Consider the following 21209-nt stretch of genomic DNA (forward strand, 5'->3'; position numbering starts at 1 on the left):
GGTTTACCCGTAATAAAAATAAGCTGTCCCAGACCGTCACTCGGACGAAGGGGCAGCTTTTTTATGCCGTTTGAATAAAGGTAATCGTAAACGTGGTACCTTTCCCTTCTTCACTCTCAACGACAATCGTAGCATGATGCAAATCGATGATTTTTTTCACGATCGCCAGCCCCAAGCCGCTGCCCGAATTGGCTCTGTTTCGCGATAAGTCCGCCTTGAAAAATCTTTCGAAAATGCGCTCCTGATTTTCCTTGGATATCCCGATTCCCGTGTCGGTTATTTTCACGAGCACTTCACCGTTTACCGTCTTCAGCTTTACGCTGATTTTCCCGCCTGCCTCCGTGAATTTGATGCTGTTGCCAAGTAAGTTGGTCCAGACTTGACTCAGCATATCCTCGTCGGCGACGATTTCGACTTTTTCCAAGTCTATGTCCATTTCAATCTCTTTCGCCATCCATTGCGGCTCGCTGGCGAGGATGAGTGCGCGTAGCTGCGTGTCCAACCGATACCGCTTCCGCTCTAAATCATGCTGGATGCCCTCTAGCGCAGTGAGCTTGAGCAGGTTGTCGCTGATCTTGGACAGCCGCTTGCTTTCCGACTCGATAATCTCCAGGTAACGAATGCGCTCTTCTGGGCGAAGTCTTTCATTATGCAGGGCGCGAGCAAACCCGCTGATGGACGTCAAAGGTGATTGAATTTCGTGGGAAACATTGGAGATGAACTCCTGACGTAGCTTCTCCATTTCATTTAATTGTTCCGCCACATGGTTAATGCCGTCCACCAGCTCCCCCCATTCATTCGCCAGCTTGATATCGAGATTGACTCGAAAATCCCCCATGGCAATTCGTCTGAGCGCATCAATCAATGGTTGAAACCTGCCCCGATGCCTTGACATGGTGAAGAAAGAAATAATTATCCCAACCCCAATAAACAACATGCAGTTCAAAACGGAATGGATCAACACTTTTACAAGATCATTGGGATGATAGCCCATATAGCTATAAAAGAGAGTGGTAATCCCGTATGCACCTAGCCCGCACAAGGCAAAAACAGCACATATGCCCACAACTCCTACGATTTTTTTCAGCAAAATATAGGAATGTTCGTCTTGTCGCCTCTTTTTCATACGACAATCTCCAAACGATAACCAAGTCCCCGGACCGTCCGGATCAAAAAGCCGTACATCGCTTCCGGAAAACGCTCCCGCAATCGGTTGATATGCACGTCTACCGTCCTCTCATTTCCTTCAAAATCATAACCCCATATTTGTTCGATCAGCTGCTCGCGGGAAATGGTCTGCCCGGGATAGCTGGCCAGTTTGAACAACAGCTCGAACTCCTTTAGTGGAATTGTCCATGTTTTCGTGCCACTGGCGACTGCAAACGTTTTACGATCAAGTAGGAGATTTCCTGCTTGAACCTGATGCGAAGCGGCAATCCGGTAGCGCTTGAGCAGCGCTTTTACCCGGACGACCAGCTCCTGCGGATCAAACGGCTTCACCAAATAATCGTCTGTCCCTAGCTCAAAGCCTTTGATTTTTTGCGAGGTCTCTCCCTTCGCAGTCAGCATGAGCAAGGGAAAATCATAATGCTCGCGAAGCTTTCGACACAACTCCCAGCCGTCCATGTTCGGCATCATGATGTCAAGAATCACCAGTTGGGCGGCAACCGACTCAAGTTTGTCCAGTGCCTCTTGTCCGTCAACAGCTTCCACTATCGTAAAGCCCTCATTGCGCAAGAAGACGCTGACGAGCTCGCGAATATGTGGATCGTCGTCGACTACCATAATCGTGGTCACATTCTACACCCTCTCTTTTACGAGCAATTGCTGACTAGCCAATTCCCGGTACATCTCATGGGTTTGAAAAAGCTCGTCATGTGTACCGATACCTGTGATTTTTCCCTTTTCCAAAAAGATGATTTGATCTGCTTCCACCACAGTCGACAAGCGATGGGCAATCACAAGGGTGGTACGTCCCTTCATCAAATTTTGCAACGCCTTCTGGACGATCATCTCGGAATTGCTGTCCAAACTAGAGGTAGCTTCATCCAGCATCAAGATTTGCGGGTCGCGAAGCAGTGCACGGGCAATGCCGATTCGTTGGCGCTGTCCACCCGATAGCTTCATGCCTCGCTCCCCTACTTCTGTCTCATAGCTATTCGGCAATTCCTCAATAAATTGATCGGCATAAGCCATCTTTGCCGCTTCCTTCAGCTCCTCGTCGCTAACCGTCCGTGAAATCCCGTAGCAAATATTTTCTCGGATGGTTCCGGCGATCAATGGACTTTCCTGAGACACGTAGCCGATTTGACTTCTCCATGACTTCAAGGAAAAATCCGTGACGAGATCATTGCCCAGCCTAATTTCTCCACTGATTGGCTGGTAATATCTTTCAACCAAGGAAAACAACGTCGTCTTGCCGCTGCCGCTCGGTCCGACAATCGCATTTACTTTTCCGGCCCCAATCGTAAAGCTGACATCATCGAGAATCTTTTCCCCGTTCTCATACGCGAAGCTCACATGGCTCAAATGGATGGGCAGTCCTGCGTTTTCAAGCGTCCGTCCTGTGAGAAGATCTTCCTCTTCAGCGTCCAGAGTCGATATGATTCTTTCGGTTGCCCCCATGGCTTTTTGTAACGAGGTGAAAAACTGTGTGAATTGCCCCAGCGGGATGACAATTTGCACCAGATACAAAATAAACGCAACCAGTTCACCCGCTGTCAATGCTCCCATGGACACGCGCATGCCACCATAGCCGATCACAACCACGAGCAGCACCATCAGGATAAAGGACATTAGCGGTCCAATGACGGCTTGGACTTTTCCTTCTCTTAACCCGAATCGGAACAAATTTCCGATTGCTTTTGTTCCCATTCCCAGTTCGTGAGTTTCAGCATTCGATGATTTGACGAGCCGCATCTCTTGGAGCACTTGATTCATAATGGTTGTAAAGCTGGCAGTCTCATTTTGCAGACCTTTCGATATTTTGTACATCTGACTGCCAAGCGGCATGAGAATCCCGATGCACAGCGGCACAGCAATGAGCATGGTTAACGTCATTTGCCAATCGAGGTAGAGCAAGGTTACCACAGAACCAACAATTGTGATCAATCCTGTGAAAAAGCTCGAGAGGTGCTCCGTAATCAGGCTTTTTACAACGCCGGTATCGTTGGTCATTCGACTGATCGTATCACCTGTCCGGTTGTTATCATAATAAGAGATCGGCAGGACGAGCAGTTTTTTCCATAGTCGTTCACGGAGTGAGGCCACCACACTCTCGCCGACATGATTTAATAAGTAGATGGACAGTCCTCCTGCAATGGCTTGTGCGACAAAGGCAACGATCAATAGAATGATTTGTGGTGTGGTGATCGTAGACAGGGAAAAGCTGTCCACCAAATCCTTCGTAAACAGCGGAATCACTAAGCTCACCAGTGTAGTGGCGATGCTCATGAACAATGCGACACCGATTTTTAGCTTGGATGGCTTTGTTCCCCTTATTAATCGAAAAAAAGGCCGCCAGTTTCCCCATTTCGCTACGCGATTGGTTTGTTCCATTCGTTCATTTCTCCCCTTTTTCCTCCTCATTTTCACTTACAAGTGATAAGATACTGCATGAATGTAAACGAAATATAAACGGGATAATATTGAAGTGCGTGCAATTATCTTCTTTCTAATAAGAAGACGTTTCTGATCCAATTTTCTTTACCTGTGATTTTTGTATATAAATGATGAATTTGGGGTAGAAGCCGGGAAACAAATCGTATATAATAGGTTCGTAATGAAGAAACGAAACAACGTTTCACCAGATGAAACTCCAAGATATTATAGGGAGGTTGTATACATTGGCTAACAAAGATGCTTACAAAGTAAAGTCATCCCTGCAAGTAGGCGACAAGTCTTTTGCTTATTATCGCCTGCAAGGGTTGGAAGAACAAGGATTGGGCGATGTTTCCAAACTGCCGTTCTCCATTAAAGTTCTGCTCGAGGCTGCTGTACGTCAGTTCGACGGCCGTGCGATCACCAAAGAACACGTACAACAATTGGCGACCTGGACAAAAGGCCGCGACGAAAACCAAGAAGTTCCTCTCATGCCAGCTCGTATCGTTCTGCAAGACTTCACTGGTGTACCGGCTGTAGTTGACTTGGCAGCGATGCGCATCGCGATGAAGCGCGCTGGTGGAGATCCAAAACGAATCAACCCATTGGTTCCAGTTGACCTCGTTATCGACCACTCCGTCATGGTTGACGATTTCGGTAACGCGTCCGCTCTGGACAACAACATGAAATTGGAATTCGAACGCAACCAAGAGCGCTACCGCTTCCTGCGTTGGGCACAAACTGCGTTTGACAACTTCCGTGCGGTTCCTCCAGCTACTGGTATCGTTCACCAAGTAAACTTGGAGTACCTCGCAACTGTAATCGCTACTCGTGAAGTAGATGGCGAATTGGTTGCTTTCCCTGACTCTCTCGTAGGTACTGACTCCCACACCACTATGATCAACGGTCTTGGTGTTCTTGGATGGGGTGTTGGTGGTATCGAGGCAGAAGCAGGAATGCTCGGCCAACCTCTGTATTTCGTAACGCCAGAAGTAGTTGGTTTCAAACTGACTGGCACACTGAATGCTGGTGCAACTGCAACTGACCTCGCTCTGACTGTTACGCAAATGCTGCGTAAAAAAGGCGTTGTAGGTAAATTCGTGGAGTTCTACGGACCAGGCCTGTCCAACATCTCGCTGGCTGACCGCGCTACCGTAGCAAACATGGCACCTGAGTACGGCGCTACAATGGGCTTCTTCCCAGTAGATGCTGAAACACTCAACTACATGCGTCAAACCGGTCGTGAAGAAGACCTCATCTCCTTGGTTGAAGCTTACACCAAAGCACAAGGTCTCTTCCGTACTGACGAGACTGTTGACCCAGTATTCTCCGAAACATTGGAACTGGATCTGTCCACAGTCGTACCTAGCTTGGCTGGTCCAAAACGTCCTCAAGACCGCGTAGAACTGACTGCTATGAAGGAATCCTTCAATAACAGCCTCCGTACGCCGATCGACAAAGGCGGATTTGGTCTCTCTGAAGAGAAAATCGCAGCTAGCGCACCAGTTGCTTATCCAAACGGTGAAAAAGCTACGCTGAAAACAGGTGCGGTTGTAATCGCAGCGATCACTTCCTGTACCAATACATCAAATCCTAGCGTAATGCTGGGTGCTGGTATCCTGGCGAAAAAAGCTGTGGAAAAAGGCCTGAAAAAGCCTGCTTTCGTAAAAAGCTCCCTGGCTCCAGGTTCCCGCGTAGTTACACAATACCTGACTGACGCTGGTCTGATCGACTCCTTGGATGCTATCGGATTCAACGTAGTAGGTTATGGTTGCACCACTTGCATTGGTAACTCCGGTCCATTGCCAGAGGAAACCAGCAAAGCTATCGCAGACGAAGATCTGACAGTTGCAGCGGTACTCTCCGGTAACCGTAACTTCGAAGGTCGTATCCATGCACAGGTTAAAGCGAACTACCTCGCTTCTCCTCCATTGGTTATCGCCTATGCACTGGCAGGTACTGTAGATATCGACCTGACTACAGAGCCAATCGGCACTGGCAAAGATGGTCAACCTGTATTCTTGAAAGACATCTGGCCAACTCCACAAGAGATCGCAGCTGCAATGGACAAAGCGATGAATCCTGCTCTGTTCCGCGCTGAGTACGGCCAAGTGTTCACACAAAACGAAGCTTGGAACAAAATCGACGTTCCAACTGGCGACCTGTACGAGTGGGATGAAAAATCCACGTACATCCAAGAACCGCCATTCTTCCAAAACCTGGCTGGAGAAATCGCTAAGATCGCAGACATCAAAGCAGCGAACACCATCGCACTCTTCGGTGATTCTGTGACAACTGACCATATCTCCCCAGCTGGTAACATCTCGCCAACTAGCCCAGCAGGTCTGTATCTGCAAGCAAACGGCGTAGAGCGCAAAGACTTCAACTCCTACGGTGCTCGTCGTGGTAGCCACGATGTAATGATGCGCGGTACATTTGCAAACATCCGTATCCGCAACCAAGTAGCTCCAGGAACTGAGGGCGGCGTAACCAAATACTTGCCAACTGACGAAGTAATGTCCATCTACGATGCTTCCATGAAGTATCAAGCAGACGGTACTCCACTCGTTGTACTGGCTGGTAAAGAGTACGGTACTGGTTCTTCCCGTGACTGGGCAGCAAAAGGTACATTCCTCTTGGGTATCAAAGCAGTTATCGCTGAGAGCTTCGAGCGTATCCACCGTGCTAACCTGGTTGGTATGGGCGTTCTGCCTCTGCAATTCGCTGGTGACCAAAGCTGGAAGTCCCTCGGCATCGACGGTACTGAGTCCTTCAACATTGTGGGTCTCTCCGATGATGTTCAACCTGGTCAACGCGTAAAAGTGGAAGCAACGAAGAAAGACGGCAGCACTTTCGAATTCGAAGTAATCGTGCGCCTCGATTCCATGGTAGACGTAGACTACTACCGCAATGGTGGTATCCTGCAAACGGTTCTGCGTCAATTGCTGGATGAAGGCAAACCAGTAAACGCGTAAGCAAACGAATAAAAAATAAGTTCGTATCAGCACCCACCCAAATCGAGTAGGAGGGAGTGACTAACTCCCGTCCTCTCACACCACCGTACGTACCGTCCGGTATACGGCGGTTCATCAAGCTTGACGAAGAACAGAATATCGTTGTACTAAACTTTTCAGCCCTTGTTGTTGCCAGTATGCAACTCCGAGGGCTTTGTGTATTTGAGGAGTCTTTGTGGAACGCCACGCACCCTTTCGGGTGTTTGCAATTTCTATTGCTTGGACGTGTGATAAACCCAGAGAACGAAGTTCTCGATATCGGGTTTTTATTCGCTTCCACTGAGACCACAAGCAAAGTCGGAGTCTACGCCGTATCCATTCTTCGATGGATTGTAGAATTTTCTTTGCATCTGCAAGGGCGAAATATCCAACCCATCCCATGAGATACTGGTTTAGCTTCCGAATCCTTTCATCCATAGAGATGCTCCATACCGGATTTGTGATGAAGCGGATTTTCTCTTTCAACTTCAGAAGTGATTTTGGATGAAGCCGAATCCTTGCTTGCTTTGCGTTAGTGAAACTGAAACCGAGGAACTTACGTTTCCAAGGTCGATCCACTGCACTTTTCTGCTCATTTACTTTTAGCTTAAGTACCTTCTCCAAGTAGTTTTGGATACTCTCTTTTACCCGTTCTCCCGCCCGCTTTGTTTTCACGTAGATGTTGCTATCGTCTGCGTATCTACAAAAGCGATGTCCTCTCTTTTCCAGCTCTTTATCCAAGTCGTCAAGCAGGATGTTCGCCAATAACGGACTAAGCGGGCCACCTTGTGGTGTGCCTTCTACTGCCGAGAGGCAGACTCCATTGATCATGATGCCTGCTTGTAAGTATGCGCGAATAAGTTTCAACAAAGCTTTGTCTTTTACTTTTCGGGCAACCCGACTCATTAAAATATCGTGATTTACCCGGTCGAAGAATTTCTCTAAGTCCATATCTACGACAAAGCGATATCCTTCGGAAATATAAGATTGTGCTTGTCTCATAGCGTCATGCGCACTGCGATTCGGTCGGAATCCGAAACTGGATTCTGAAAAGTGGGGATCGAATATGGGAGTAAGAACTTGGAGAATGGCTTGTTGGATTAAGCGATCTATCACGGTAGGAATACCTAATAACCTTACCCCTCCGTCAGTTTTCGGGATTTCGACTCTGCGGACAGGGGAAGGTTTATAGGTTCCTTTCATAATCTGTTCTTTAATGGTTAACCAGTGTTCACGGATATAATCGCGCAGTTGTTCGGTTGAAACACTGTCGATTCCCGCCGATCCTTTGTTTCTTTCCACTCTTTCGAGCGCCACTAATAGATTTTCCCGTGATAGGACTTTCTCCAACAACTCCATGACGATACCCTTTCCTTCGCACGCATCCTTCTAGTCTTGTCGGTCAATACTCAGCCCTCTCTTGTACCCTCAGGGCTTCACCCTTATTCTCCAAGAGTAGTTCCTTACGGAATTCTGCTTCACAGTTTGATCACGAAAGTGATTAGCGGATGTGTTGACTTAATGTTCAGCCCTTCCCCGTTCAAGCGTCCTATACTTGGGTACTATGGCTTCTGCTGACTTCTGCATGTTCAGCGACTCCTTACGGAGACGGTTACCAACATTTGAAGGCACTTCATGCAGACCTCCCCAGGTAAGAACGATAACTTTCATCCCATGTACCTGCCCAAGTTTACTGCTGTATTCCTTGGCTGTATAGGGCTTCGTCTTGTTCAGCAGACTCGCCCGAATACAACAGCCTCAAATTGGATTCGTGTACCTCAGGTCGGGACTTTGCCGCCGGCTTCCTCCAGATTCCACCTCACGGTAGACACCCTTGCCTTGAGCTAACGGTTGGTACAGCCAACCCCCGTTCGGGACTTACACCCTAGAGTTATCGCCCATGCTGGGCGCACCAAAAAGGGCAGACTCCGAGTATTCGGCAGTCTGCTCTTTTTACGTTCCCTTCCTGATAGGCCACGCTTAAGTGGAAGATGCGATGAATACGCATGAAAGAGGGATTGTTTCCCAGAAAAAGGGAGGGATTCGTGATGAATCAGTTGTTTCGCGAAACCTGGATTGAGGTAAATCTCGATGCCATCAAGAAAAACATTCAGGCGATACGCCGGCATATTCCTAAACAGACGAAAATCATGGCGGTTGTAAAAGCAAATGCCTATGGCCATGGTTCTGTCGGAGTAGCACGCCATGCCCTTGAGTACGGGGCTACTTCCCTCGCTGTCGCCATTCTGGAAGAAGGCATCGTCTTGCGAAAGGCGGGAATTGTAGCCCCTATCCTCGTGCTGGGATTCACGCCCCTTTCACGTGTCAAGGAGGCGATTGCCTGGAATATTGACCTGTCTGCCTTCCAGGCCGACTGGATCAAAAAAGCCGATAAAATAATCAAATCAACAGCTTTCACTAATCGTCTAAACATCCATATCAACATCGATACAGGTATGGGACGTTTGGGCGTACGGACGAAATCTGCGTTGCTTTCAGTCGTGAAGTCCTTAACTTCCAGCACTTCGCTTGCATGGACCGGAATCTTCACCCATTTTTCCACTGCGGATGAACCTGATCACACATTGACCAAAGCGCAGCACGAGTTGTTTGTTCAGTATCTTCGTTATCTGAAGGACCGAGGCTTCGAGCTTCCAACCGTCCACATGTGCAACACCGCTGCTACCATTGCTTTTCCCGAATACAGCGCCGATATGATCCGCCTCGGAATCGGCATGTATGGGCTATACCCATCCGCTTATATCCGCCAACTCAATCGCGTCAAGCTCGTTCCGGCTCTCAGCTTGAAATCGCGCTTTTCCTATGTGAAGACAATGCAGACGCCACCGTTTACCATCAGTTATGGCGCTACCTACATAGCAAAACCCGGAGAAGTCATCGGGACGGTTCCAATCGGTTATGCCGACGGGTATTCGCGCGCGCTCTCTAACCGGGGATTTGTTCTGTATCGAGGCAGACGTTTGCCAATCGCAGGGCGAGTGACAATGGATCAGATGATGGTCAGCTTGGGAGATGGCAGTGGAAAGCAAGGCGATGAAGTCGTGATTTACGGCAAGCAAGGAAACCGCGAGATTCCTGTCGATGAAATTGCCGAAATGCTCGGAACGATTAATTATGAAGTCGTTGCCACCCTCAGTAATCGCATCCCGCGCCTCTTTTTGGAAAAAGGGGTGGTTGTAGAGATTTCTCATCTGTTGCCGGAAGGGTAAATGAGGCAGGCTTGGAGAATAATTTTTCCGCAAAAACAAAAAATAGGGAAAACCAAATTCTCCAAAAAGGAATGGGAACATGAAGTCACGATTCACATACGCCATCCTTCTCCTGTTGGCGCTGAGTCTGACTGTGATCAGTTGCAAGCCAGACTCAGCTCCCCAAATCCGTCAGCATAGCCTCAAGGCTCAACCCTCAGCTGAGAGAAATGAATCGCAAAAGCCTGTCCTGCTCATTCTCATTGATTCGTTAATGGACACACCACTGCAAGAAGCAATCCGGCAAGGTCGCGCTCCTGCTTTGGGTTATTTGCTTGCAAATGGGCGCTATTACCCGCAAGTTGTGAGCTCGTTTCCCACCATGTCGGTAACGATCGACAGCACCCTCCTTACAGGGACGTATGCCAATGAGCATCATGTACCGGGATTATCCTGGTTCAGCAACAAGGAAAAGCGGATGGTTTATTACGGGTATGGTCCCAAAGAAGGTCTGAAGATCGATCAGCCACAAGTGCTGCTAGATATCCTTCATCAACTAAACCTGGTCCAGCTCAACCCGCATACGAAAACCATCCATGAAGAATTGGCGGAAAAAGGCAAGGATACCGCTTCCATCAATGCGATTCTATGGCGAGGCAAAACGCCCCACACCTTACAAATCCCTCGTCTCATTGATTTCGGCACACGTTTGCCAAGTGAACTGAATGTGACCGGACCAAAATTGATGTCGTATGCAGCATTTGCCCAGCTTGATCCGAATCAAAAGCGTGAAAAGCGCATTTGGCGAAAATACGGGATGAACGATGAGTTTTCCGCGCAGGAGGCTGCCTATCTCATCGCCAATAAGAAGCTCCCCCCTCTTACCATAACCTACTTGCCGGAAAATGATATGGAAGTACATAAGAAGGGACCCGCTACGATCGAAGGGATTGAAAAAGCGGATAAAGCGCTTCAGACCGTACTCGATGCATTTGGCTCGTGGGACAAGGCAATCAAAGAAGCGCGGTGGATCGTCATGGGAGACAGTGGACAGACCCCTGTTCTGAATGATCGCAAGACCGCTACCATTGACTTGCGCAGCTTATTGACCGACTATCGTATAGCCAAAATCAGTCAGCCTGTCACCCCTACTGACCAAGTCGTGATTTCGACCAATGAACGGATGGCCTATATTTATGCCCTGGACTCGCGTATTCCGTTATCCGATATCGTAAGTCGTTTGCAGCGTGAACCGAAGCTGGACATCATTGCGCGTAAGGAAAACCAAAAGATTATCGTATCAGCAGGTAAGATCAACCGACAGTTTTCCTACCAACCAAACGGTCCCTTTACCGATCCATATGGTCAAACATGGACCTTCAGCGGTGATCCGCGTCTGCTCGATTTGACCATTACCAAGAACCGGATCACGTATGGGAAATATCCGGACGCTTTGGCGAGGCTCTACGGCGCGATGAATTCGCATGAAGGCAGATATGTGGTCGTTACTGTTCAGCCTGGGCATGAGCTCATCACCGAAAGCTCTCCCACTCATATCGGCGGAGCGGCACACGGTTCCTTGCACGAGGTAGACTCACTCGTTCCCCTTCTGGTAACCGGGACAACGATGGGGCCCAAAACTTTGCGTATCGTCGACTTGAAAGACTGGCTGCTGCGCCTGACAACCGAGTGAGGCAGATTTTAGAGAAAGGGCGGGTTTCGGTGCGGATAGCAGCGACCTTACTTCCTCTAAATGCACAGCGAGCATAGTCCCCGAAAACCAAAACGAATACATGTTCTCCTCCATTTTAGGCACCCTATTGATGAGGAGGGATGATACATGGATCAACGGAGCTTTGAACAAATTTATGAAGCGTACAAAAATGCTGGAGAACAACAGGCGATCCAGGAAAATGATGATAACAGTCCACTGACCAATAACGGAAAAGAGCAAATCGTGGCCGTCAGGAAAAACGACGACGGAGACTTGATCGCCTTTAAAACAGACACTGGCCGAGAGCTCGACTATATCACCGCACTAAACGATGCAAAGGCTGGCAAGCTGGCTCATGTAGACGTGTTTCACAAATACGGAAGAGACATTCTGCGCAGTGAGCCAGACGGCATCAAGGAAAATAATTTGGATCGTCTGCCCGACTTTTAACGGCAAAAAGGTCGCCCACAGCAGAATCGGGGCGACCTTCTGCTTATTTACGACAGAATGTAATTGCTTCCGAGGTTTCTTCTCTTATTGTGTAGGAGTAGGAACCGCTGGCTCGTTCTCACCGCCCAAACGGCGGCGTGCCGTCTCCCTTTTTCCTACAGCCGGTAGATGCTCACCCGCTTTGGCCAATCCCCAGACAGGCATATTTCCGTATAGGCATTCGTATTTTCCTGCATCGACCAAGTACGTCTCGTGAAAAATCCCAACCGTTCCATCCGTTCCTACCGCTTGGTTGAACTTCTTCCACGCGCTCAAATGATTGTGGTTTTTTCTCGCGTAATTTTCCAGATGCTCATAGGATCGCCAGTACTGGATCAGGGTGATTTCACGCAGATTAAAATGCGAAGTGTGCCCCAATAGTCCGAGCTCCGGGTGCTGATACAACTCCCGCATCATGCCTCCCATCGCATTGGCTACTGGCATCCACTTGTGAACTGCAAGCATACGATTGATTCGCATCCCGATGATAAATACGACGAAAGATCCTTCCATTTGTGCTGTAAAACGCCCCGGAACTACTTTTGCCATCCGACTCCCCTACCTTATCAATGATTTGAGATGCAGTTCGTAACACGCCATATAATCAGACACATGAAACAAATGAGCCGTTAGATAAGCTCCGTAAAACATCGAGAATAGCAAAATAACGGCTTCCTCCTCCGAAAGGTGAAGGGCCAGCTGACCATCCTCGGCTGCTTCTTGCACGCACTTTTGGAAAAGCTGATGCAGATCAGTAGCTCTAATGGCTTCTCTCTCCTCATGTGCGGGGAAGCGCAAATGCAATTCGGCATCAGATAGAAGCGGGACACTCGGGTGCATTTTTTGCTCGGCTAAAAAGCTGATAAGGCTAAGCATGATCCCCGGCTGCTTCACACCATCGCTCGTAACCTTGGCAAAAATATGCCGCACCGCTTCCCAGCCTCTCTTGCCAGTACTCTGCAGTTCAATGAAACACTCTGCTTGCCAAATGCTCATGTAATAAACCAGGAGTTCTTCCTTTTGCGGGAAAAATTTAAAGAATGTGACCTTCGACACCTCTGCTCGTTCGCAAATGTCATCCACCAGTACATTTCGGAAGCTCCCGTCGCCTATAAGCTCCAAGGCAGCGTCCAGAAGGGCTAATTTGGTTTTGGCTTTCTTTTTCTCACGTAGAGTTAATGCTTCTGCCATCTTGGACTCCTTTTTTCCTATTTTTATCTGTGTTCATCATAGTATATAAATTAACTTTAGTAAAGTTTTTTATTTGAGTAACAAAAAAGCCAGCACCTCGTGGCGGTGTGCTGGCTTCTTCGTTATTTCATCATTTTTCCCATTCGGTAGGCTGCTTCCATGATGTAAGGCGCATATTGGCTCATTTTTTCAGGAGTCAGGCGGTTGGATGGACCAGACGCTGCAATAGACGCTACCAATTGTCCGTTGCGGTTGAATATCGGGACGGCTACGGCTGCTGTCCCCAGCTCCCGTTCCTCCACGCTAGTCGCGAAGCCTTGCTTCCTGATTTGATCCAATTGCTCAATGAAAGACTCCTTGTTCACAAAGTCAGGCCAATTCGGATCGCTGATGACTTCCTGCAAAATGAAAGGTTCTGCGTAAGCAACGAGTACCTTGCTCGATGCTCCCACCGCAAGTGGCATACGCGCCCCAATTGGCGCCACCCTGCGAATCGGCTGCTTGCTTTGGACTGCCTGTACGCGTATCCGCTCGTTTCCATCCCGCACATACAGACTGATCGTTTCCTCCACCAAATCCCGCAATCGCTCCATCTCCGGCAGCAGCAATGTCGCTGGATCATCGTTTTGCGACAAATTGGCGGATAACTCCCAAACTCGAAACCCAAGTCGATACTTCTCCGTCTGGACATCTCGTATCAGAAACCCTTTGTTCTCCAGCGTTGCCAGCAAACGATGCACGGTACTTTTGTGCAAGGAGAGTCGACTCGCTATCTCACTCAGGCCCAGATCCGTCGCGTCTGTAAAACAGAGCAGGATATCCAAAGCCCGATCGACTGCCCGAACGTTTGCTTTTTGTTCTTCTTCCATAAGTGTTTGACACCTGCTTCCTACTTTGTTCCGATCGTTTCATCTGATGAAACGAATATGCTACTTTTCAGTATACGAAAAAATAAAGCATAGTAAAGAGCGAATCCGATTGTCAGCTTACAGAATGGAAAGAAAAAAGGGCAGCCGACCTGCTTCGGCTTCCCTTTTCTATGTTATTTTTTCCCTTTAAAAATCAAAATGATCGGGGTCTGGCCCAAAACGCTTGTTGTCATTTAGGGCAGTGATTTTTTCTACATCCTCTGTGCTGAGGGTGAAATCAAAAACATCTGCGTTCTGACGAATCCGCTCTGGTGTGATCGACTTCGGAATGGTCACCACTTGATTTTCCAAATCCCAGCGAAGCACAATTTGCGCAGGAGACTTGCCATATTTTTGTCCCAATTCTACCAAGAGAGGATGATCGAGATTTCCTTGCATCAACGGGCTCCATGCCTCTAGTTGAATGTGGTGCTCTTTGCAATACGCATGCAACTCTTTTTGGGTAAGCAAGGGATGATACTCGACTTGGTTGACAACTGGAATGATCTCGCTATGTTGGCGTAAATCCTCGAGGTGGTGGCTATGAAAATTACTGACGCCAATCGCACGTACATATCCATCGCGGTATAGCTTTTCCAAGGCTCTCCATGTATCTACATACTTGCCTTTTACGGGCCAGTGAATCAGGTACAAATCCAGCGTATCGGTACCCAACTTTTTCATACTTTCATCAAAAGCTTTCAGCGTTGACTCGTAGCCTTGATCCGCATTCCACACCTTGGTCGTGATGAACAATTGATCGCGATCAATCCCGGCTTGACGAATTCCTTCGCCTACTCCGGCTTCGTTGCCGTAGATAGCTGCCGTGTCTATACTGCGATAACCCGCCTCAATCGCGGATCGGACGGCCAATGTTTCGTTTCCGTCTTTTGCCTTCCAGACACCCAGACCCAGCCAGGGCATCTTCACCCCGTTGTTCAAAACGGAATGATCTGTGATATGTGTTGCCATTGGATCTCCTCCCGTCTAACGCTGATATGTACTTACATTAAGAAAGTGTAACATAAATACAAAATGAAGCAAACCTTGCTACTCTTCCGAATCTTGTATCACTACATCCTCTGTCCCCTCTACCAGCGGTTTGATCGCCCACCACCTGATCCTCGCCCGATCTGTCTGTACAGGTCCCTTCACCTGTACGCCGATCCGGAACGTTCCTTTTTGCGGATAAACGATGACCCCTACGGCAAAATGCGCTGCATCTGTCGCATACTCCGAATCATCAAAAACACTGGTATGCCCGTACATCACTTGCTCATGCTGGGAAAGCAACTCATCGATCACATCTGCATGAAAATCCTCGATTCCTGCACTGACATACACATTCCCTTTTCCGAGAGAATGCTTGAGCTCCTCAGAAAAATAACGATTGCCGATCTTGACTCCAAACGGCCAGTTGGAGGTGTATGGATCAATCGGTATTTCTACCACGCCCGTTGCTACTTGTTCATTTGCCTTTCCTAGTCGGGGCAGACCCAGCTCAAACTGGTAGACAGACGCCAGATTATCGTAGCTCACATCGAACTGTGGCATATCAGTTGCCGCGATTTCTTTCACTCGCGTGGTCACCCGAAAGGAATCCGCATGGGAGCCTTGCTCGACTGGCTTTCCCTTCTGCCCACGCAACGCAAGCTTTTGCAAAAGCGCTGGCGTATACACGTACTCCCCAAACGGAACAGGAACAACCTTCTCAATCACATAGGTCGCATTCATTTGCAGCAAGCATACTTTTGCCAAATATAGAAAAGGCTGTTCGTTCGCTTGTGTCACATGATCCAGCTTGCGATTGTAGTAATCGGATACGAGCCGCTCTACCAGATCGTCTGGCGTGATTTCGATTTTCCCTACAGAGACGAGATCGGTATGCACCAAGCGATCGCCGAGTCGAACCTCTGCCTTGCCGCCTAGCACTGCCAGCTCCACCGTTCCACGATCCCAGCCAGCCTTGATCGGTATGGAAATGACGTAATCCGTCTCTTTCGCGTCAACAGGCTCTAAGAAGGATACGCTACCGTCACTGCTTTCCAAGACCGTCAGCCCAGGGGCATCCAGCTTGTATTCGAATTGCACGCGTGACGTTTGTACCGTCTTCTCAATGTGCAACTGCAAGGAAAATACTTCACCCGGATTGACGTATCGCGGAGTTGCCTGCCAAATGCGCACCTGTGGATCTGCATAGAGCAGCACTCTTTGCTCTACCAGTTGTACCCCTTCGATGGATGCAGGATGTGGTGCCTCTTCTTTGATAAAAAGCCGATATCCTTCTGCCACCCGGTTGTATTCAGCCATTTCCTGCTCGACGGTTTCGGAGACGGAGAAGACCTGTTCTTTCCCTTTTTCATCATAGGCCAAGCAGACGTACACATTTTTTGCGTAATCGTTGTTGCTAAAGCCTTCCATCATGGACAGCTTCAGCTTCACCGGTTCAGGAAGCACAATTTCCCTCCCGAGATAATCAAGAGCAACCCCAGCCTCGACCGAAATCTGCTTTTCGTCCACAGCGATCACTTGCAAACCGCATACCACCCCACCCCCGTGAAGCAGCCGATTGGTGAGTCGACGCTTGTCATTGAAATAGCGCTGTTCTGATTCGAAATCTCTGACGGTCAACAGCTTTCCTTTGAAATACACATTCCGTTCATGTGGAAAATAACGCAGATTCTTCATCTCGAACACCTCACTTTGCGTATAAATCTCGGCTTCTTACTCCAGCTCTGCATCCAGGCCAATCCTCGTGTCATAATCGATTCGTCTGCTGCGGTCCTTCCCACTTAGCACCGTGTTGTATGGCATGGACAAATTTTGATCAAGCGTAAGGAACGACGGCTCCGTCAAATAAGAATTAATCCCCACGTAGCTATGGAGGTCGGCGTAGATGCCCGGACGCAGAACGATGAGCTTTGCCTCTGTAAAAGCAGGCTTTTGATCTTCCAAAATTTTTTGCAAAACCGAATGCTCTCGCTCTGTTTTCGCGCATCCCTGCGAAACAATCAGACAAAACTGATACGGATGATCCATGTACAAGGAAGAAATTAGCTCGTGCAGCTCCGGGATCGCCTTCATGTCCCTGATTTGGAAATACTCCACGATCATCGGGCGTTCCCCGGTATACAGCTGAACCATCTTTTCCAATCCCGCACGAGTGCCCCGCTCAGCGTATAGCTCCGGTGCGCGACGAATCAGCTCTCGTCGCTGTGCCTCTGTCCAATGCTCGTCCCTGCCCATCCCCAACCAAGAAGCGAGCCAAGGGACGAACTCTCCCGGTGTCGTATCAGGATCGAACAACCGTGAGATGGTATCAATCTGTTCCTCCAGCTCCAAGTAAAACGTCCCGAAAAGGGAGAGGAAGCGCTCCAAGAAATCAGCACTGGCAGGTTCACTTTGATAAGTCGCTGGTAAATAACGCAAAAATGTGTCGCGCGGCGAGTATATCCGCATTTGTCTGAGTAATGGGGAGTGGCGGTCCGTTCCGAGCCATTCGATTTTGAGCCATAAATAGCGGCCTTTTGCGGAATGAAATAGCGCATCTGAAGCGTTGATTACCGGCTCTGACCATAGATTGGCGGTCCTTTGCAGCTTGGTTCTCCAGTCCATGTCGGGTGCCAGCAAAACGTCATCCAGATTGCGGACGGCTCCATCAATTACATGCTCTTTTCGATCAGAAGAAAACGTCGAGATGAGTAACTGTGTTTCTTCTGGTATGTCTGCTTCCAGTGTGAATTTATGCCACACCGTTTCAATTTCCGTGCTGTCCAATGCTTGAGATAAGTAGATGCCCATCGGTATTCCCGTCGCATCCAGATTGGACGTCCGTGAGACGAGCCTCATCATCGTCAGGACATTTTTCTGGGCGTCCCAAACATACAGCCGTTGCTGGTTATCAAAAACAAGCTTGTCTGCTCGACCGTGGTAGTTGGTCAATGGCGCAAGTGCTTCTCCTGTTGGTTGAAAACGTAAAATGAATCGGGTATGATCATGGGCCGAATCGATGGAACGCCGATCACCCACATAGAGAATGGGGCCTGGACCCACTGCAAATCCCGCGGGCTTGGTACCGGACGGGATCGCCAGGGTGCACACATCGGCGCCTTCCGAAGAGAACCGAAACACTTGTTTCGTCTGTGCCCAAAAGAGATAGGCCTTGCCCGCTTCGGCAACAGACAGGCGGAACAACCTTCTTCGCCTGATCTCACGGAGTGTAGCTGTCTCTTTTACTCTCAATTCCTCATGCGCGTATGTAGCGTCTATTTTGCCTGCCCGATTCAGCCGAAGGACGACGACTTGTGTTCCCGCCGCGATTTCCTTCCGTTCGTTGTCTTGATCTACGAGCACAGGTGTCGTGATGTAAAGACGTCCTTCTTCATCCAGCCCTGCATCCAAAGGAACAAGCCGTTGTTCCTCCCCCTCCTCCCAGCTCCAAACGCACTGGCCGTTGGCTATAGAATACGCACCAACTTTTCGCCTTGCTTCGGGGTCAAGGATATACACGTATTCATCGTCTGCGACGAGAAACGAGTCTTTGGAAAACAACCCCCGTCCAGCGCGAAACACAGTCTCCTTGAAGTTGTTGCCGTCATCATAATGCGTGATATGTCCGCTTTCATCCAGCCAAAGCAATGAGCCAACGCGTGCCATGGCAAAATCCAAGAGTCGAGAGTGATGTGTCGTCCCAGCCTGATGCACATGATCGATCACATATTCGGGCGATTTGTTCAGCGCAATCCCCTCGTTGGAGACGTGAAGGTTATACCAGATCCCCCGCTGCCAATCGGACGGATTATTCAGGGAAAAGAAACGATTCATTGTATCCACACCCACTCCTCCGTTTGTTCCCGTCTATCTTTCTCTATCCACAACGAGCTCCAAAACATGCTCTCCTGAGTACACCAGCCCATGGCGCGGAATCTGAATATCGCCCCCTTCATCCCTGACGATGCCTGCGCCCTCTGCGGAAACCCACAAATCCGTCACGTACAGCACACCCTCGATCTGGTTTAACACCTCGTAGAGATCACTTTTATAAACAGGCCGACCAAATTCCCAGCCTTTTCCTTGGTGAGTCGAAGGATTGTGTAGATCCAAAGGTGTCAAATATCGCTGCAATGCCTGTAGCACCATCTGCTTTTTGTCTACAAGCGCAGGCTCCACCACGATTGTCGCAAAAACGGTCACTTTGATATAGGCTGGAGCAACCACATGGACTTCTGTCGTCAATAGCCTTCTCTGTTCCAATTGGTGGCGAACAGTCCGCAGGAAGCCTTCACTTGGCAGTGGTGTCGGCTGATCGCTAAATGGGACGATGACGACGGTCGTTTGAGCGGCTGCGTTTTGCTCGGAAGCTCCCATTTCCCCTACTTTGTACAGGGGGATTGCCTTCGCGCGGGCTACTCGCAATCCAGGTGTCGAGAGAGCGAGGGCCTCATAATCTTCTGCTGTAACGGCCCGCTGCGGTTTTTTCCCTTCCATTCTCATCCTGCGCTTGGCTTGATCAATCGTTTCGCGCTCGCTTCCCCCACTTGCTGGGCGTGGATTCGTCACCTGTGCAGTGGTTCGCTGCCGGGCGAGTGGCAGGAATCGGGTAATTTGCCCTCCTTGCACATTCCCCTTCGCACCTTGGCTTGTCTGACACGATAGGATCCGAATACCCGCCATGCCTTCCAGCCTTTCGGGAATGGCTCCGTGTTCATTGTTGCCAAACGCAATTTCTGCCCCATCCTCATCAGTCAGCATAAAATGGCGATCCTGTGGCCCTGATCGGTCAAAATCAGTGACCAGCGACCAGTCTTCCCAGACGGGAAACGGATTGCCTTCAACCTGACGCGCCGCCTGAATAACAAACGTTTCTGGCAAGATCGATTCGACGTTCAACCGAAACGCTTGATGTGGCAATCCACTGCTTTCTCCGATGAACCGTTGCCCTGCAAAGTCTATCCGATAGGCGATGACACGAATATTTCTGCGACCTTCAGGCATTGCACCTCCAAATCCAATCATCGTGGTGCCCTGTACTGGGTCACGCGAAACGCGAAACGAAAATACGCCTGTATCGGCTTGGTCTGGTTCATCTTGATCCCATCCACTTTGCCAATGTTGTCCCTTTTTGCATTGAACCTCCACATTGCCTTCATACGATAGCGAACTGGAAAGGACGATCGTCTGATCTGCTTGCCCCGTTCCATCGAACTCCCACACTTGACTGAAGGTTTCGCGTTGGATCACACTCACGGTATTCAACTCGATTTTTTCCATGCGAGGAGCCAATTCGAATCGACCTGCACGCAATGTCGCACAGAGCCAAAATCGAGGGCGATCATTGGCGGGGTAAAGCATGAGCGGCTTCATCGTCCCTTCCAGCTCGATCAGGACACGTCCCGAAAAGGAGAGATTCATCGTTTCATCCGAGACTAGTGGTAACGGACTCCATCCCAGTTCTTGCGTGCGTTCGTTCTGTCCATAGTACTCCCACTCGAGACTAGCCGATGGAACGAAAAGCGCTGTGGGCGTAAGCGGGGCGATTGGGACAGGATAGTCCTCAAACAGGCGCAATCCAATCGAGACTGCCTTCCCTACTGGCAGTGGCCGATCAAAGCCTAAGTAAATCTTGTTCCCTATCTTTGGTTCCTGTCCGAATGCGTAGTAGGTAACGCCAGTATGCGCATTGGATGAACTCACATCCACTGTCCCGCTTTCTGTATGAACCAGAACACGCTCCAGGTTGGCTGGTACCAGAACAAGCGAATGTTCCGTCTCGAAAGGAAGATTCCCCGCGAACAAGCTCGTTTTTTCCGGAAGGATCGCTTCTTCTGACACGTCGAAAAACGTTACATCCGTCGTCGCACATGACTGGTTCTTTGGGTGTACACCCATGAGCTGCAAAAATTTGCGTTCATTCTTTTCCGTGATCCGGTTGAGATAATATTGCTGCATTTCCATCAACCACGCGAACATCTCCAAAAGCGTAATGCCAGGATCGTGATGACGGTGATCACCCCACTCTGGCTGCAGCTTGGGGATCGCGTTTTTTGCTTGTTCGACGATCTCCTCAAAGTAGCGATCATCCAGATTCTTGGATGGAAGCATAGCG

At 49.2% G+C, this 21209-nt stretch carries 15 protein-coding genes; 4 read left to right on the top strand and 11 right to left on the bottom strand.

The window, feature by feature from the left end; translation table 11 throughout:
* Window positions 1–61: 61 nt before the first annotated feature.
* From ACUUHJ_RS22705 to ACUUHJ_RS22715, 3 genes are read right to left on the bottom strand one after another with little or no spacing between them, the layout of a single operon-like run.
* Entirely contained in the window at window positions 62–1126 is a 1065-nt protein-coding gene (locus tag ACUUHJ_RS22705) for a sensor histidine kinase (protein ID WP_472299994.1), read from the bottom strand.
* Window positions 1123–1785 carry a response regulator transcription factor gene (locus ACUUHJ_RS22710; RefSeq protein WP_208759454.1) on the bottom strand — a complete coding sequence of 221 codons (663 nt, stop codon included), beginning with the start codon at window positions 1783–1785 and terminating at the stop codon, window positions 1123–1125. Before ACUUHJ_RS22710 ends, ACUUHJ_RS22705 begins: the two co-directional genes overlap by 4 nt.
* Before the next feature lie 15 nt (window positions 1786–1800).
* The gene (locus tag ACUUHJ_RS22715; RefSeq protein WP_472299995.1) at window positions 1801–3558 is read right to left on the bottom strand and encodes an ABC transporter ATP-binding protein; all 1758 of its coding nucleotides are present in this window, start codon (window positions 3556–3558) and stop codon (window positions 1801–1803) included.
* A gap of 287 nt (window positions 3559–3845) precedes the next feature.
* Here ACUUHJ_RS22715 and acnA point away from each other — a divergent pair, with 287 nt between their 5' ends.
* Window positions 3846–6575 carry an aconitate hydratase AcnA gene (acnA, locus tag ACUUHJ_RS22720; protein WP_472299996.1) on the top strand — a complete coding sequence of 910 codons (2730 nt, stop codon included), beginning with the start codon at window positions 3846–3848 and terminating at the stop codon, window positions 6573–6575.
* A 114-nt stretch (window positions 6576–6689) separates the two neighbouring features.
* Here acnA and ltrA read toward each other — a convergent pair whose 3' ends face one another.
* A complete protein-coding gene (ltrA, locus tag ACUUHJ_RS22725) occupies window positions 6690–7952 on the bottom strand; it encodes a group II intron reverse transcriptase/maturase (protein ID WP_106834678.1) in 1263 nt (420 codons plus the stop codon).
* Window positions 7953–8641: 689 nt separating this feature from the next.
* On the opposite strand from ltrA, the gene alr reads away from it, so the two are divergent.
* The 3 genes from alr to ACUUHJ_RS22740 all read left to right on the top strand — a co-directional run bounded on the left by alr (window position 8642) and on the right by ACUUHJ_RS22740 (window position 11966).
* Window positions 8642–9823, top strand: a complete 1182-nt coding sequence (gene alr, locus ACUUHJ_RS22730) for an alanine racemase (RefSeq protein WP_472299997.1) — start codon at window positions 8642–8644, stop codon at window positions 9821–9823.
* A gap of 79 nt (window positions 9824–9902) precedes the next feature.
* On the top strand, window positions 9903–11495 hold the full coding sequence (locus ACUUHJ_RS22735; protein ID WP_289673905.1) for an alkaline phosphatase family protein: 1593 nt from the start codon (window positions 9903–9905) through the stop codon (window positions 11493–11495).
* Window positions 11496–11642: 147 nt separating this feature from the next.
* A complete protein-coding gene (locus ACUUHJ_RS22740; protein ID WP_289673906.1) occupies window positions 11643–11966 on the top strand; it encodes a DUF3892 domain-containing protein in 324 nt (107 codons plus the stop codon).
* A gap of 84 nt (window positions 11967–12050) precedes the next feature.
* On the opposite strand, the gene ACUUHJ_RS22745 is transcribed toward ACUUHJ_RS22740, so the two are convergent.
* The 7 genes from ACUUHJ_RS22745 to ACUUHJ_RS22775 all read right to left on the bottom strand — a co-directional run bounded on the left by ACUUHJ_RS22745 (window position 12051) and on the right by ACUUHJ_RS22775 (window position 21205).
* Window positions 12051–12554 carry a DUF4188 domain-containing protein gene (locus ACUUHJ_RS22745; protein WP_472299998.1) on the bottom strand — a complete coding sequence of 168 codons (504 nt, stop codon included), beginning with the start codon at window positions 12552–12554 and terminating at the stop codon, window positions 12051–12053.
* A gap of 9 nt (window positions 12555–12563) precedes the next feature.
* Window positions 12564–13196, bottom strand: coding sequence for a TetR/AcrR family transcriptional regulator (locus tag ACUUHJ_RS22750; protein WP_289673907.1), 633 nt, complete (start codon window positions 13194–13196; stop codon window positions 12564–12566).
* Between the two features lie 122 nt (window positions 13197–13318).
* Window positions 13319–14065 (bottom strand): IclR family transcriptional regulator, encoded by a 747-nt coding sequence (locus ACUUHJ_RS22755; protein WP_015892448.1) that lies wholly within the window; start codon window positions 14063–14065, stop codon window positions 13319–13321.
* A gap of 186 nt (window positions 14066–14251) precedes the next feature.
* A complete protein-coding gene (locus tag ACUUHJ_RS22760; protein WP_173627437.1) occupies window positions 14252–15076 on the bottom strand; it encodes an aldo/keto reductase in 825 nt (274 codons plus the stop codon).
* 78 nt (window positions 15077–15154) lie between these two features.
* Window positions 15155–16792, bottom strand: a complete 1638-nt coding sequence (locus tag ACUUHJ_RS22765) for a hypothetical protein (protein WP_289673908.1) — start codon at window positions 16790–16792, stop codon at window positions 15155–15157.
* Between the two features lie 36 nt (window positions 16793–16828).
* The gene (locus ACUUHJ_RS22770; protein WP_472301230.1) at window positions 16829–18928 is read right to left on the bottom strand and encodes a phage tail protein; all 2100 of its coding nucleotides are present in this window, start codon (window positions 18926–18928) and stop codon (window positions 16829–16831) included.
* A 33-nt stretch (window positions 18929–18961) separates the two neighbouring features.
* Window positions 18962–21205 carry a putative baseplate assembly protein gene (locus ACUUHJ_RS22775; RefSeq protein ID WP_472299999.1) on the bottom strand — a complete coding sequence of 748 codons (2244 nt, stop codon included), beginning with the start codon at window positions 21203–21205 and terminating at the stop codon, window positions 18962–18964.
* Window positions 21206–21209: the final 4 nt, after the last annotated feature.

This window comes from Brevibacillus schisleri (assembly GCF_055685845.1).